7 protein-coding genes are annotated in these 16,712 nt (G+C 60.2%); 5 read left to right on the forward strand and 2 right to left on the reverse strand.

Features of this window, described 5'->3' with window-relative positions; all coding sequences use genetic code 11:
- The first annotated feature begins 60 nt into the window (after nt 1-60).
- Nucleotides 61-11,931 (forward strand): hemagglutinin repeat-containing protein, encoded by an 11,871-nt coding sequence (locus ACP7DE_RS23425; RefSeq protein WP_426074338.1) that lies wholly within the window; start codon nt 61-63, stop codon nt 11,929-11,931.
- Nucleotides 11,932-12,218: 287 nt separating this feature from the next.
- Nucleotides 12,219-12,566, forward strand: coding sequence for a hypothetical protein (locus ACP7DE_RS23430; protein ID WP_426074339.1), 348 nt, complete (start codon nt 12,219-12,221; stop codon nt 12,564-12,566).
- A 131-nt stretch (nt 12,567-12,697) separates the two neighbouring features.
- On the opposite strand, the gene ACP7DE_RS23435 is transcribed toward ACP7DE_RS23430, so the two are convergent.
- Together ACP7DE_RS23435 and ACP7DE_RS23440 are read right to left on the reverse strand one after the other, a co-directional pair.
- Nucleotides 12,698-13,222 (reverse strand): ankyrin repeat domain-containing protein, encoded by a 525-nt coding sequence (locus ACP7DE_RS23435; RefSeq protein ID WP_426074340.1) that lies wholly within the window; start codon nt 13,220-13,222, stop codon nt 12,698-12,700.
- A 39-nt stretch (nt 13,223-13,261) separates the two neighbouring features.
- Nucleotides 13,262-14,461, reverse strand: a complete 1,200-nt coding sequence (locus tag ACP7DE_RS23440) for a YbfB/YjiJ family MFS transporter (RefSeq protein ID WP_426074341.1) — start codon at nt 14,459-14,461, stop codon at nt 13,262-13,264.
- A 314-nt stretch (nt 14,462-14,775) separates the two neighbouring features.
- Between ACP7DE_RS23440 and ACP7DE_RS23445 the strand changes: the two genes are divergently transcribed.
- Genes ACP7DE_RS23445 through ACP7DE_RS23455 form a run of 3 tightly spaced genes read left to right on the forward strand, consistent with a single transcriptional unit; the run spans nt 14,776 to nt 16,486 of the window.
- Entirely contained in the window at nt 14,776-15,450 is a 675-nt protein-coding gene (locus ACP7DE_RS23445) for a CsgG/HfaB family protein (protein WP_071077629.1), read from the forward strand.
- An 8-nt stretch (nt 15,451-15,458) separates the two neighbouring features.
- Entirely contained in the window at nt 15,459-15,827 is a 369-nt protein-coding gene (locus ACP7DE_RS23450; protein ID WP_426074342.1) for a DUF4810 domain-containing protein, read from the forward strand.
- A complete protein-coding gene (locus ACP7DE_RS23455) occupies nt 15,824-16,486 on the forward strand; it encodes a DUF799 domain-containing protein (RefSeq protein ID WP_034788080.1) in 663 nt (220 codons plus the stop codon). Before ACP7DE_RS23450 ends, ACP7DE_RS23455 begins: the two co-directional genes overlap by 4 nt.
- Nucleotides 16,487-16,712 lie beyond the last annotated feature (226 nt).

The raw sequence follows: 16,712 nt of genomic DNA on the forward strand, positions 1-16,712 counted from the left end.
AATATCGATGCCGTCACGGTCACGAACCAGAATGGCAAGATCGAGCATGCAGGTACGGGCTTGCTGAGTCTGCAAGCAGGTGTGCTGGACAATAACAAGGGCCGTATCACGTCCGCTGCGTCGGCGGACATTGTCAGCAAGGGTGTACTGAACAATACCGATGGCGTGATTGCGGGTACCCGCGACTTGCACGTCGGCGGGGTCACTGTCGACAACACGCGCGGAGTGTTGCAAGCGGACAATTTACGTCTTGATGTTGCGTCCTTGCTGAACCAGCAGGGCACGGTCAGCGCCGGCAAGGACCTGACGGCGAAAGTGAGCGTTGACCTGAACAATGCCGGCCTGCTGTATGCAGGCCGCAACCAGCAACTGACGGTCGGTGGCTTGCTGAACAACACAGGGTCGATTGCCTCCGTCAACAGCACCCATATTACCGCTGGCAAAGTCACCAGCAGCGGCTTGCTGGGCGCCGGTGTGAAAGCCGATGGCAGCCTGGGCACGGCAGGCGATCTCACCATCAATGTCGATGGCGTCTTGCAAGCAAGCGGGCAGAACCTGGCGGCGGGCAATGCCGTGCTGACGGGGGCCTCGGTCGATTTGTCGGGCAGCCAGACGGGGGCAAGCAACATCGCCATCACCGCACGCAGCGGCGATGTACTGACGAACAAAGCCGTCATCTCGGCCAGTAATGTGCTGGCCATCACAGCCAATGCAAACAATGCCCAGGCGCTGGTGAATACCCAGGGTCAGCTGGTGGCCGGTCAGTTGCAATTGAACGTCGCCAATCTGAACAACGCCAGCGGCGACATCGTGCAGACGGGCATGGGCGATACCGTCATCACCACGGGAAAGCTGGACAACACGGCCGGACGCATCGCCGTCAACAGCGCCAACCTGGCCCTCAACGCCACCGTCTTGACGAACATCAATGGCAAGCTGGAGCACGCAGGTGCGGGCGTTCTGTCCATCAACGCAGGCCAGTTCAACAACCAGTACGGCAAGATCACGGGCAATGGCAAGGTGGACATTACCGCTGCTGCGCTGGACCACGGCAATGCCACCACGGTTGCTAGGCAACTGAGCGTCAACGCTGGCAGCCTGGACAACCGCGCCGGCAGTCTGACGCAGACGGGAACCGGACTGATGACGGTAACGGCCACGGGCCAGATCGACAATACGGGCGGAAAAATCGAAGGCAATGGCGGTGCGTTGGTGAACGCTGGTACTTTGCTGAATAACTCAGGCCGCATCGTGGCGGCACAAGATGCCGTGTTGAACATCGGCAGCCTGGACAACACAGACGGCACGGTCGCGGCAGGGCGTCATTTGGCGTTGACCGGTGGCGATATCGACAATACCAAAGGGCAATTGCAGGCTGTCGCTGGCGATGCGACCTTGAAGGTTGGCAAGCTGAACAACACCGCGGGCAGCGTGTTTGCCGGCGCCAACCTGAACGCCACCTTGGCTAGCCTGAACAATACCGGCAGCCTGTATGCGGCCGGAAATCAAACCCTGAACGCCAGCGGCGCCATCGTCAACACGGGCGTGATCGCGGCACAGGGCAACACCAGCCTGACAGCCAACAGTCTCGACAGCGGCGCAAGCAGCCTGATCGGCGCGGGCATGCAGGCCGATGGCAAGCTGGGCACGTCTGGCGACTTGACGATCAGCACTACACAAACGCTGGCCGCGCATGGTCAGAATCTGGCGGCAGGCAAGGCGGCCTTGACGGGCGCCAGCGTGGACTTGTCTGGCAGCCAGACCAGTGCGACCAGCATTGCCCTGACGGCAACTGCGGGTGATGTCAGCACACATCAAGCCGTGCTCACCACGCCTGGCGCCTTGACGATCCATGCGCAAGATACCTTGCGCAATACGGAAGGGCAACTCAGCGCCGGCCAGCTCGATCTGCACGTGGGTAACCTGGACAATGTCAAGGGCACATTGATACAGACGGGCACGGGCGACACCGTCATTCAGACGGGCAAGCTGGACAACAGCGCCGGGCGCATCGCGGTCAATAGCAATGACCTGACCCTGGGCGCGGCCACCTTGACGAATGCGGGCGGCAAGATCGAGCATGCCGGTAGCGGCACCCTGGCCATCACGGCGGCCAACTTGCATGGCGCTGGCGGCAGCATCATCGGCAATGGCGCCGTTGATCTGAAGGCCGGTCTGTTCGACCACGCCAACGCGACCACCACGGGTCGGACCCTGAGCGTACAGGCTGACAGCTTGAGCAACCGGGGCGGCCATTTGCTGCAGACGGGTGCGGGCGGCATGACGGTCGCCGTCACAGGATTGCTGGACAATACGAGTGGTGAAATCGCCGGCAATGGCGTGTTGTCGGTGCAGACCGGCAGCCTGGACAATACAAAGGGCAAGATCACCTCGGCCACTTCCGCCGACATCGTCAGCACTGGCGCACTCGTCAATACCGACGGCGTGATCGCGGCGGCGGCCGATCTGCACCTGGGCGGTGCCATCGACAACACGCGCGGCTTGTTGCAGGCAGGCACTGGCGCCTTGAGCCTGGACGCGGCCAGCGTGCGCAATGCGCAGGGCACGCTCAGCGCGGGCACGGACATCACGGCCAAGGTCATCGGCGACGTGCTCAACGCTGGCGTGCTGTATGCGGGGCGCAACCAGACCCTGAATATCGGTGGCTTGCTCAGCAATACAGGCTCGCTTGCCGCCCTGGGCAATACGACGATCACGGCGGGCAGTCTGAGCGGTAATGGATTGCTGGCCGCAGGCATGCGCGCCGATGGCAGTTTTGCCTCGGCTGGCGATCTGACGGTGACGGCCCGTGGCGCCTTGCAAGCCGGTGGCCAGAACATGGCGGCGGGCCAGTTGCAACTGACGGGCGCATCGGTTGACGTGGGCGGCAGCCAGACCAGCGCGGCGAATATCGGTTTGACGGCCTTGACGGGCAATGTGACGACCAGCAAGGCGATCGTGTCGACCAATGGCTTGCTGGCCATCACGGCGAATGCCGCCAACGGGCAGGTACTGGTGAACCAGGGCGGCAGCCTGAGTGCTGGGCAATTGTCCCTGCGCGTTGCCAACCTGGACAACACCAAGGGTACCTTGATACAGACGGGCGCTGGTGACACCGTCATCGAAACGGGCAAGCTGGACAATACGGGCGGGCGCATCGCCGTCAACAGCGCCAATCTGCGCCTGCAGGCGGGCGACCTGACGAATATCGACGGCAAGATCGAGCATGCGGGCAAGGGTGTGCTGGACATCCGCGCCACGAACCTGTACGGCCAACGTGGCCAGCTGACGGGCAATGGTGCGCTGCAGGTGGCGGCCAATTACATCGATCATCGCAACGCCAGCCTGCTGGCGCAGCAGGTGAACGTCTCTGCTGGCGTCCTCGACAATCGCCAGGGGCAGATCACGCAGCTGGGCACGAGTGCGGCAACGGTACTGGCCAGCACGCGCCTGGACAATAGCGGCGGCAAGATCGAAGCGAACGGCAACGTGCGCGTGGAAACGGGCGAGTTGCTCAACGATCATGGTCGTATTGCGTCTGCGCAAGATGTCAATGTGGCAGCGACGGGCAAGCTGGACAATACCAGCGGCGTGATTATTGCCGGGCGCGACCTGACGTTGGCCGGTGGCAAGGTGGACAATACGCTGGGCCAATTGCAGGCGGCGGGCGGCAATGCGCAATTGACCATGGACGAGCTGCTCAATGAACAGGGCAGCATCGTTGCCAGCGTCAATCTGACGACAACGGCGGGCAGCGTGCGCAACAGCGGCAGCCTGTTTGCCGGCGCAGAACAGGTACTGACTGTGAAGGGCGCGCTGGAGAATGCCGGCGTGATCCTGGCTCAAGGCAACAACACGATCAGCGCGAAGAGTATCGACAGCGGCGCGGCCAGCCTGATCGGCGCGGGTGTGAAGGCCGATGGTAGCCTGCAGACGAGCGGCAACTTACAAGTCACGGCGCAGCAGGCGCTGGGTGCCCATGGCCAGGTATTGGCGGCAGGCAATGCCATCCTGAGCGGCGGCAGTGTCGACCTCGGCGGCAGCCGCAGCAGTGCTGGCAATATCAGCCTGACGGCCAGCGTGGGAGACGTCAGCACCAGCGGCGCCGTGGTCACCACGCCGGGTGCCTTGACGATCAAGGCCGGTGCGAATAGCCAGACGTGGAACAACCAGCGCGGCGATATCAGCGCCGGCCAGCTGGCCGTTGGTGTGGCCAACCTGAACAACCAGCAAGGCAGTATCGTGCAGACAGGCACGGGCAACACCGTCATCGAGCTGACATCGCCAGCGGGCGTGCTGGACAACACGAGCGGCCGCATCGCCGTCAACAGCGCCAATTTGACCCTGAAGGCAGCCTCCCTGACGAATACGGATGGCAAGATCGAACACGCGGGCAGCGGCACCTTGAGCCTGCAAGCCACGCAGCTCAATGACTTGCGCGGCCAGATCACGGGCAATGGCGCCCTGGTCGTCACAGCCGATGTCATCGACCACCGCAACGCCAGCACCATTGCGCAGCAACTGAGCGTGACGGGTAGCACTCTGGACAATGCCGGCGGCAGCCTGACGCAGCTGGGTAAAGGTGATACCACCATTCAATTGACGACCAGTCTGGACAATCACGGCGGCACGATCGCCAGCAATGGCAACACGACGATTGTCGCACCGAGCCTGAACAACCAGGGCGGCAAGCTGCAGGCGGCCGGTACCGCCAACCTGACGGTGACGGCGAACAACGTGCTGGACAACAGCCATGGCGGCGCCATCGCCGGTGGCGGCAATGTCGTGCTGGGCGCAGGAAATCTGCTGAACCAGGGCGGCAGCGCCACGGCGGGCAGGCAACTGACGGCGAATGTGGCGCAGGCATTGAACAATGCGGGCGGCTTGCTGGCCGCTACGGGCAATATGACCGTGAACGCGGCCAGCGTCGACAACAGCGCCGGCGGCAAGCTGGCCTCGGTACAGGGCCAGCTACAGGTGATCTCTACCGGCGCGACCATCAACAATGGCGGCACCCTGCAAGCGGGTGGCGACATCATCCTGCGCAATGGCGGCCTGTGGAACGGGCAAGGCACCATTGCCGGCGCGAACGTCACGCTCGACACGCATGGCCAGCTGTTCAACAACAACCAGGGCACCCTGGCGGGCACAGGCACCGTCAACTTGCAGACGGGCATACTGGACAACGATGGCGGCTTGCTGCAGTCGGGCGGCGCCATGGTCATCGACACGCACGGCAACGCCTTGCTCAACACCAATGCGGGCGCGTATGCCGTGCGCCATCCTGGCAGCGCTGGTGGCATCAGCAGCGGCGCCGGCCTCAGCCTGCAAACGGGCAGCTGGAACAATGCGGGTGGCTACCTGGGCGCCGCTGGCAACATCACGGGCAGCGTAGGCCAGCTGGACAACCGTGGCGGCCAGGTCGTCGGCAAGTCGGCGCTGGACCTGACCCTGAGCGGCTTGCAAAACCAAGGCGGGCAAATCCAGGTGCTGGGCAATATCGGCCTGAACGCGGGTGGCGGCAGTATTAATAACCAGCAAGGCTTGATCCGCTCCGGCGCGGCCGTCACCGTGACGGGCGGCGCTATCGACAATGCCAGCACCCTGGGCGCGAACCAGGGCATCGAAGGAGTGCATGTGACCTTGAACAGCGCCAATGTCAGCAATGTACAGGGCGCGGTGCGCGCGGACGGCAACCTGACGCTCAACAGCGCGGGCAGCGTCAACAATACCCTGGGCATGTTGAGTGCTGGCGGCACGGTTTCCGTGCTGGATAACGGCTCCGGCCGTGGCCTGGCTATTACGAATACGGGAGGCACCATCATCGGCGGCCAGCGCACCGACATCCGTGCGGGCAGCCTGAGCGGCGACGGCAAGGTGCTGTCACAGAAGGATCTGGCTCTGGACCTGGCCGGCAATTTTACGCTGAATGCCGGGGCAGAACTGATGGCCAATGGCAATGCGGATATCACCATCGGCGGGCAGTTGGCCAATGCCGGGAAAATCCAGGCGCTCAGCATGCTGACCCTGGGCGCCGCCAATTTCGACAATGCCAGCACGGGCGACATCAACGCGGGCACGACACGCGTCAATGTCGGTGGCGTACTGAACAACCGGGGGGTGATCGATGGCATCAGCACACAACTGAACGTCGGCACGCTGAACAACCTCGGCACGGGCCGCATCTATGGCGACCATCTGAGCATAGCCGGCGGCACCGTCAACAATGACGTGGAAGGCGGCGTGGCGGCCACCATCGCCGCGCGCGAGCGGCTCGATATCGGCGTCACCACACTCAACAACCGCGAGCACGGCCTGATCTTCAGCGGCGGCGACATGGCCATTGGTGGCTATCTGGACGGCAACCGCATCGCCACGGGCTGGGCGGGAACGGTGACGAATGCCAGCGCGACGATCGAAGCGTTGGGGAACCTGAAAATTGGGGCGGGCCAGTTCAGAAACCTGAATGCCCATTTTAGGGTCGAGACGTTAGATAACGGTACGGAAGACATCATTGAGTATGAATACAATGGTCAGCGCTATCGCGCTGGCACACCGGGCGTTAGTGAAGAAGCACGCGGGTCTTCGTCAGCAAGTTATGGGATGGCGCTCAACTACCCGGGCGGTACCACGACCAATTACAAACGGTATGTGATCAGGCGTACCTCGCGTTCGGATGTAATTGTTGAGTCTGATCCCGGAAAAGTATTGGCAGGCGGGAATTTGACCATCGCCTCAAATGATGCCTTGAATCAGCAAAGTCACGTCATTACGGGAGGTAAGTTGACGATGACGGGGGCGGTGTTGAGGAATCCGGACGTGATGCTCACGACTTTCATACGGGAGTCCGGGACAGTTACGACGATGATGTATGGCGCAGGAGGGGGGGCGGGCGGCAGTTCTTCGGGAGGCGGGCAACGTACCGAAGCGTATAACCCGGCCGATTATATTTCGACGGCACCGGCCCACGAAACAGTACAAAAAAGCAATTACACATCGCCGTCAGGAAAAGCTGCGGACGGTGTTGGCAGTGGTACTGGCGGCGCCACCGCCGCCAACGCCACTGTAGCTTTCACAACTGTTACCAATACTGCTGTGGGCGTCGCAGGCGTGGGTGCGGCAAATGGCAAGAGCGCCGGCACGGCAGCGGGGAGCGCGGCGCCGAACGGTGCAGTAGGCACAGGCAATGCAGGCCAGATGGGAACTGCCGGCGGCGCAAGTGGCGTCCTGGTCGACACGGTCAGCGCCGCTAACAGTTCTGCCACAGCTTCATCCCTGCAACTTGGCGGCGCTGTTACCGGTGCTGCTGGCCAGAGCGTTGGCGCTGTGGCTGGCCATGACGGCTTTCACGGCAGTGCCCGCGTCGGAGATGCCGGGCAAACTGAATCATATGGCAAGGTGACCGGCGTTCAAGCCGGCGCCGCGAGTGGCGCGAGCGGCACCGGTGCGGTCGATGCCTCTTTGCTGACTAGCACATGGCATGGTGGCGCACACAGTGTCGATGGCGCCGCTGGCATGAGTGCAAGTGAGCGTACGGGCAATGCCGGCATGGCTGGCGTACCGAGTAATGTGCATGGCAGTCATGTCGATACGGTTGGCGGAGGGGACGGAAGCGCCAACATCGACCCTGGCTTGCTTGCTTCCACGAAGCAGAGTGGCCCGTTGACCGTTGGGGGTGTTGTGATGGCAGATGGCAGCGAACGTACCGGTAAGTCGGGACAATCTCTGACGCTCGCCTCCGTGGCACAAGCGCGGGCGGCAGACGCTGCAGGAGCCAACGGGCCGACCAAGGCGAACACCGCTGTGGCAGACGATGTGACGATTCAATCAGCCACTGGAAACGCGGTGCGGGTTTCTGCAGCAGACAGCGTATCGCGGGGGCACATCGATAGTATTGCGCAGGTCGCGTTGGCTAACCCGTCTGGACGTGCACAGGTGGTGCGTACTGTTTCGCCCTCGATACAGTTGCCGAATGCCAGCCTGTTCAAGACCAATACCGGTCAGGCCGCACGGTATCTGGTGGAAACCGATTCGCGGTTTACCAGTTATCGAGACTGGACCGGTTCCGATTACATGTCGGCGCAGGTGCAAATGGACCCCTCCGTGACGCAAAAGCGCCTCGGCGATGGTTTTTATGAGCAGCGCCTCGTCCGCGAGCAGGTTGCGGAATTGACGGGCCAGCGTTTTGCCGGCGATTACACGAGTGATGAACAGCAGTACCGAGCCCTGATGGATGCAGGTGTTTTGTTTGCCAAGGAACATGGTTTAAAACCTGGCATCATGCTCACGCCGGGGCAAATGGCTGTTCTCACCAGCGATATTGTCTGGCTGGTGGAACAGGATGTCACCTTGGCGGACGGTTCTATCGAGAAGGCGCTGGTACCGCAAGTGTATGTGCGCTTGCGCGAGGGTGACCTGGATGGTTCCGGAAGCTTGCTGGCCGGTAAGGATGTCGAGATCAGCCTGTCTGGTGATCTGGTGAACGGTGGCACGATTGCGGGACGCAATGTGGTCAAGTTGAACGCGGAGAATGTGGACAATCTGAATGGGCGCATCCACGGTGGCGCTGTCGCGATCACCGTACAAAATGATTTGAATAATGTTGGCGGGATGATCTCTGCCAATAGCGAGATGGTCTTGTCGGCGGGACGCGATATCAATGTGACGAGCTCTACCTATAGTTCTTCCCGAAATGTGGCCGAGAGCAGTTCCAGTCGTACGGCGGCCGACCGTATCGCGGGCCTGTATGTGACTGGTGACGGCGCCACTGGCAGTGGATTACTGCTCGCTTCAGCGGGGCGGGACGTCAACCTGCTGGCGGGCATCATTGCAAATGCCGGCGAGGGGGGCAATACCATGATCAGTGCTGGCAGGGATATCAACCTGGCGACGCTGGCGACGGCCAGCGCTGAAAGCAGATTCTATGATGCGAAGAATTACAATAAGGAAAACAGTACAGGTGAAATTGGCAGCCAGATACAGGGGGCGGGCAATGTTGTATTGAGTGCAGGAAATGATGTAAACGCCAGGGCTGCCAATGTACAGGCTGGCGATTTGTTGGCCGTGAGCGTTGGACATGATATTAATATTGTCACCGGCAACGCAAGTAACAATGTCGAGTCAGCCAGCCAGCAAACGGAGAGCGGATTTCTTTCAAAGAAAGTGACGACCCAACGCGATATTGTCGATACCAACACCACTATCGGCAGTTCCTTTGGCGGTAATACATTGGCATTTGTCGCGGGAAATGACATCAAGGTAATTGGATCCGTTATTCTCAGCGATGCGGCAACAAGCCTGGTGGCGCAAAACAATATCAGCATTGAAGCGGGGACCAATACCGTCTATGAATTGCATCATAGCGAAGTCAAGGAAAGTGGATTCCTGAGTGGTGGTGGCGGTTTGGGCATCAGTTACGGCAAGCGTACGACCACCGTGGATCAGCAACGTGATGGCACCACGGAAAGTGGGCAGGCGCGCAGCACGATCGGTTCGGTGGGCGGCAATCTGACTATCAGCGCCGGTAACGCGCTCAATATCAAGGGGAGTGATGTCGGTGCCGGGGGCAACCTTGACCTTTCCGGTAAGAGTGTGACGATTGCGGCAGGGCAGGATACCGAGAAGGGGAAATTTGAAACCAAGACGGTGCAGGACGGCTTTACCCTGGCCGTGGGCGGCAGCGTGGTCAGCGCCATTCAAACCGTGCAAGGCATGGGCGAGGCCATGGGCAAGACGAGCAACGGGCGGGTGCAGGCCATGGCTGCGGCCACTGCCGCATTGGCCGCCAACAACGCCAAATCAGCGATTGCCCAGCAAGGCCCGAGCGTGAGTATCAGTCTGACCTATGGCCATTCGGAAAGCGAACAGACGCAAACGACGGCCAGCACGACGCATAGCGGCAGCATATTGAGCGGCAAGAACATCAACATCACGGCGACGGGCGGCGGCAAGGAGAGCAACATCAATATCCTCGGCAGCGAGCTCAATGCCAGCAATATCATCCGCCTGGGCGCCGATAATCAGGTCAACCTGCTGGCGGTGCAGGATACGGAAAGCCAGCACACCAAAAGTTCCAGCCTGAGTGTCTCGGCGGGCGTCTCTGCCAACATCAGCAAGAGCGGGACGGCGTTTGGCCTGACCGGCAGCATCAGCGCCAGTCAGGGTAAACAGGATGGCGAGGGTAGTACCCAGCTGAACACCCACGTCAATGCAGGCCAGTTGCTGGTGATTAATAGCGGTGGCGACACCACGATCAAGGGCGCTGTGGCGAATGCCGGCCAGGTGATTGCCAATATCCAGGGCAATCTGAATCTGGAAAGTTTGCAGGATACGGCCAAGTTCGACAGCAAGAACCAGAGTGTCAGCGTGAGTGGAACCTATGGCGCCGGCGCCAGTGTGAATGCCAGTTTCGGCCAGAGCAAGATGCACAGCGATTACGCCAGCGTGCAGGAGCAAAGCGGCATCAAGGCCGGTGCAGGCGGTTTTCAGATCTTGGTTGGCGGCAATACGGACTTGAAGGGCGCCATTATCAGCAGCGGCGCAGCACCTGGCGCCAACAGCCTGAATACGGGGACGCTCACGCAGAGCGATATCAAGAATCACTCGGTGGCCGACGCCAGCAGCATGGGGCTGAGCGGCGGTTTCAGCTTTGCCGATCCGGACGCCAAGAAAGACAAGGAGGCGGGCAACAAGGAGGGGGCTGACAAGGTGGCTGGCAACAAGGATGTCGGCAAGGGGAAGGGCCCGGGCGGCACCGACTTGATCAACGCTGGCAGCGGGCCGAATGCCACCGATAATCTGTACGAAGGCAGCAAGCTGGTGGCGAAAAACCTGCTCAATAACAGTTCCGATTCCGCCTCTTCGAACGGACTGACGCGCAGTACCGTCAGCAATGGCGTGCTGACGATACGCGACAATGCGCAGCAGCAGGCACTGACGGGGCAAGATGGCGCGGCCGCCATCGCGGCGCTGAACCGCGATACGGGCGTGGCGCACACGGCGGCGGAAAAACAGAATGTCCAGGAACTGGCGAAAAATGCCGAGATCGTGCAAGGCTTCAAGAATGCCATGTATGGCGAGGCCACCTACTACACGGATCAGACCTTTATTGCGGCAAATACACCCAGCAAGTTCTACAAGCTGAGCTGTCCAGGCGACCGCAATGCCTGCATCAAGGAACCTGGTTTGCTTGTCAAGGAAGAGATCACCAAGGAGGAGGCCATCGCCATGAAAGGAGTGCTGGCCGTGAATGGCATTCGCAATGGCATGGACCGCGCTGCGGAACTGGCCTACCAGAACGTGCTTCTCGATGTCGAGAATAAAAAGCCGGATGTCATCGTCCTGATGCATATCGAGCAGACGCAAAGTGGTTTTGCGGATGTGCTGCTGGCTGGCTATGAAAAATTGCTGGCGCCGGTATTGGGCTACTCGGCTGGCGACAAGGAGCTGGCGCAGGTGCTGATGGGGCGCCAGGATACGGAAAACCTGCTGTTGGCACATAGCCGTGGCGCAATTGTCGCAAGGAATGGCTTGGATATTGCAGCGAGTAACGGTTTTGTCAACCCGAACCTGACGCTGCAGGCATTCGGTCCCGGCATTTCGAATACGGATCTGTATTCCTCGTTCGGCAAGGTGAACACGCAAACGTCGTCGGACAAGGAACTGTATCGCTATACGTACATGAAAAATGATCCGATTCCTGTCCTGACGACCATGAATCCTGGCAACGTCATCGCCTCCATATTCGAGTTTATCAATGTGTACAACACTTCATACAGTGCGCATAGCTGCTATGGCACGGGCGCGAAAGGCTGTGCCACGGTCAGCAATCCGGTGTCTGGTTACGATTTTCCTACGAAACAGGACCCGAACAATATCGTTACCTTTATCAATGGCAAGCTGGTGAAAAAAGAGGAAAGGAAAACGCAATAGCGGGTGCTGCCTTGGTCCTGCAGGCTCTGGTTGGGCTTCTGCGCAGCAAGGTGCAGTTTTCAAAGGCAGATATGGTTAGATTGCATATTTCCGCTCGCCGAAGTAGGCGGGCGGGATCATGCGGGCGGGAGCGCGGGAGCGGGATCAGGTAGAGGTAGCCCAGAGGTGTTCCAGGTTTCATGACCATCCCGGTGATACGCTAGCAAGATTAAGGTCATTTCCGGCATAATATTGCGTGAATAATATTATTTCTCTGGCTGCTTTAAATTTAATATCAAAGGATAAAAATGGAATTGAAGGATGTTGAAATATCTAAGGAAATTAGACAATGTTTATATAATATTGCTCCGGAAGATGCAAAAATAATTTTAATGATTGTAGTCCTCTCTCCCGAAGGTGACGTTGGTCGCTTTGAGTTTTATTCAAATAATGGAGTCGCTGAAAGCCAGTTCTCCATCAGTGATTTAGATATGGAGAAACTTCTTGATTTGGTTGGCGAACATCAGCAATTCATGGTCAGCAATAATCAGCCTGCATGGACACGTTGCGAATTTACGGTAAATGTTGATGCCGGTAAATTCTCTATGGAGCTGGCTTATAAGGAGGATGTATTTAGAGAGGGTTCGTTGCGATAATTGATAAGTGACTTCTTATCGGCATGGTTGATGCAATGTGGGAATGGCGGACGCTCGTTCCATCCGTAAAATTGTTACTGATCCTGGGTGCCGCAGCACCGGGGCAGCCCAGGCCACCGCACTCACGCCGTCTACCCCAGGCTAGTCAGGCGAGCCAGGGTCTCCTGCGCATTCATGCTCTTGGCCAGCGAAACGGCAGTCATGCCGCGGCTGTCCACGGCATCGATGCGGGCGCCGTGTTGCAGCAGCAGGTCGAGGATGGCCAGACGGTTGAACATGGCGGCCATCATCAAGGGGGTCTTGCCGTCCGGACTGGCGCCTTCCACGCTGGCGCCATGCCGCAGCAGCAGTTCGGCGATCTCCAGGTAACCCTTGTAGGCCACGCCGGCCAGCGGCGTCTGGCCCTGGTCGTTGGGGACGTTGGCGTCGGCGCCCGCTTCGAGCAGCAGGCGTGACGTTTCCAGGTGGCCGTGGTAGCTGGCCAGCATGATCAGGCTGTCGCCTTTTTCGTTGCGGAAGTTGACCGGCACGCCCTGGGTAACCATGGCCCCCAGTTGCTGCGTATCGCCTTCGCGCACCAGGGCAAACAGGCCCTGGATGAATTCCAGCGTTTCGGCATCCATCGTTGCCGGAAGTGTGCGTGCATCGGTGTTCATCGTGTTCTTTCTGCGAAGGTGGGTTATGCCTGTAGTCTACTATGCGGCCGGCGCCAGCGCCTTTTGCCGCGCAGCCAACGCCGCGCCGATGAAGAGGGCGATGGCCGAGGCGATCAATCCCCGCTCCAGTCCGGCCGGGCCGTCGGCGATCCAGCCGACCACGATAGGGCCGACAATCTGGCCCAGCGCGAATACCGTCGTGTAGGCGCTGATGCCGGCCGTCCAGGATTGCTGCGGCAGGTTATGCCGCACCAGGGCCGTGGTCGACGCCACTACCGACAGGAACACGGCGCCGAAGACCAGTCCGGAGAGGAACACGACGGGCACAAAGCTGGTCAGCGCGGGCAGGATGGTCACCACGCCCAGCACGCCATTTAATATCGCCAGCGATTCGCCGCCCTTGTAGCGGTCCAGCATGCGTGCCCAGATGCGCGACGACGCCACTACCGCCAGACCCAGCAAGGTATAGAACATGGTGATCAAGGTCGGCGGCATGCCTTGTTGCTTGAGCAGGGCGATGACGAAGGTCATGTAGCCGATGTAGCCAACGCCAAACATGAAGTAGCCGGCCAGACTGGGGGCGAAATCACGCCAGGCGAAGCGCCGTGGCGTATCGAGCGCACGCGGCGCTTCGCCGATCGCCTTCGCCGGCACGGCCATGATGGCGGTGGCGGCCAGACACGCGATGCCCAGTGCCAGCCACGGCCATTGCCAGGCATGCGCGGTGCCGTGCTCCTGGGCGGCGGCCAGCGCCGCCGGCACCAGCAGGGCCGACAGCGCGATGCCGAAGCCCGTGCCGCCGTAATACAGGCCGATGTAAAAGCCGGCGCGCTGGCTGTGCATGGAACCGAGCCGCGCTGCCAGCACGCCGCCGGCGATGAACATGAAGGCGCTGGCCACGCCCGCGCACACGCGCTGCAGGAATAGGGTAGTCGTGTCGCTGACCAGGCCTGACATCAGCATGAAGATGCTGGCCAGCACGGAACCGATGATCAGCAAGCGCCACACGCCCAGGCGGCGCATCAGCGCCGGCGTGGCCAGGGCGCCGAGAAAATAGCCGAGCGCATTGAAGGTGTTCATGGCCCCGGCCAGCAGGTAAGACCAGCCCAGGTCGTCACGCATGGGCGGCAGCAGCAAGCCGTAGGAAAAGCGCGACAGGCCCAGGGCGACGGCCGCGCCCAGCGAGAGCGCCAGCGCCGTGGCCAGCGGATGGGCAGGGGAATGATCGTGTGTCGGCATGGCCTGGAGACCCGTCTATGTGCAAACGTGCAGTGGAGTTGGCGCCGGGATGGGGCAGGTCGGCGGGCGAGGTCTTTGAGGGACATTGGTAGCGGCGCTGACTACACGCTTTTTTACTACCAAGTTAACGAATCTGACCTGGGAAGTCAAGTAGGGCCAGGCCTCAACAGCACTGGCAATCATGCAATCCTTGCCATCGTTACTTTTGGAGAGAATTGTGAGACATGCAATACCATATAATTGCAATTGGGAAATTAACTTGCCTAAAATTAATTTTGCAGGTTGCTCCTGATCATCCACATCATAAGGGCACTATGAACAAGAATAAACCCGGCGCGTTGTTGATTGCAGCGCTGATTGGCGCGGCTTTGGCTGGCTGCGCTTCCGAATCCTCGCAAGCCTTGGCTGTTCCCACGGTTGCCAGCGCAGCCCGTCCCTACGTTGGTCCACGCACCCTGATCGCTGTCGGTAAATTCGACAATCGCTCGAACTTCATGCGCGGCATCTTTTCCGATGGCGTCGACCGCCTGGGCAGCCAGTCGAAAACGATCCTGATTGCGCACCTGCAAACATCCAACCGTTTCAATGTGCTCGACCGCGACAACATGGCCGAGCTCAAACAAGAAGCCGAATTCAAGAAGCAGGGCCAGAATATCAAGGGCGCCGATTTCGTCGTCACGGGCGACGTGACCGAATTCGGCCGCAAGGAAGTGGGCGACAAGCAATTGTTCGGCATCATGGGCCGCGGCAAGACGCAAGTGGCATATGCCAAGGTCACCTTGAACGTCGTCAATATCGCCACCTCGGAAGTCGTGTACTCGGCCGGCGGCGCCGGCGAATACAGCCTGTCGAACCGTGAAGTGCTGGGTTTTGGCGGCACCGCCAGCTATGACGCCACCCTCAACGGCAAAGTCCTGGACCTGGCCATGCGCGAAGCGGTCGAACGCCTGGTGGCCGGTGTCGAAGCGGGCGCACTGCGCAAACAATAAGGTATCCCATGAAAACAATGATGAACAAGGGCGCTGCCCTGCTGGCGCTGCTCGCCTGTGCCGCACTGACCGGTTGCGCCACGCAATCGAAGACCCTGTATCAATGGGAAGGTTACCAGCCGCAAGTGTACGAATACCTGAAGGGCGAAAGTCCGGAGCAGCAGATTGCCGCCATGGAAAAAGATCTGCAAGTGATCGCTGCGAAGGGCAACCATGCGCCGCCGGGTTTCCATGCCCACCTGGGCATGCTGTACTCGATCGCGGGCAAGCCGGAGCAGGTCGCCGCGCAATTCGAAGACGAGAAAAAACTCTTCCCGGAATCGACGCCGTACATGGACTTCCTGTTGGGTAAATTGAAAAAAGGCGAGAAATTATGATGTCGCGTATGTTGAAAATGGCCCTGTGCCTGGGTCCCGCCATCTTCATGGTCGGTTGCGCCACCAAGCAGGCCGCCTATGACTATACGGCCTTCAAGGCGGCCAAGCCGCGTTCGATCGTGGTCTTGCCGCCGTTGAACAACTCGCCGGAAGTCAATGCCGGCAACAGCGTCTACGCGCAAGTGACCTATCCGCTGGCCGAAGCGGGCTACTACGTGCTGCCGGTGGCCGTGGTCGGTGAAACCTTCAAGCAGAACGGCTTGACGAATGCCGCCGATATCCACGGCGTCGATGCGAAAAAGCTCAACGAGATCTTTGGCGCCGATGCGGGCCTGTACGTGACGATTTCCAAGTACGGCACGACCTATGCCGTGATCGACAGCGTGACGGTGGTGTCGGTCGATGCCAAGCTGGTCGACCTGAAGACGGGAGCCTTGCTGTGGCAGGGCGCGGCCAGCGCATCGAGCAATGAAGGCAATAACAGCGGTGGCGGCGGGCTGGTCGGCATGCTGGTGACGGCGGCCGTCAAGCAGATCATCAACACCAGCACCGATGCCAGCCATCCGCTGGCCGGCACGGCCAATGCGCGCATGCTGTCGGCCGGCGTGCCGAATGGCTTGCTGTACGGCCCCCGTTCGGAACGCTACCTGGCGCAGTAATCGTCACGTAACACCCCGCACAGGCCCTGCATTCGCCAGGGCCTGTTGCTTTGTGTGCCTGCTACCACCGAATCGTTCGTCTACGACCATCAAATCCGGATCGACGTGCACAGCTATGGCGCCGACGACATGAAGATTACGTGGAGTGCCAGTCCTGGTGCCGGGGCACGTGCTTGCTGACGTGGCTGGCGCAAGCCGGCTTTCCCCAGCCACGTTAAGATAGCGG

Source organism: Janthinobacterium sp. DSP2-3-3 (assembly GCF_049897325.1).
In the GTDB taxonomy this organism is placed as follows: Bacteria; Pseudomonadota; Gammaproteobacteria; order Burkholderiales; family Burkholderiaceae_D; genus Janthinobacterium.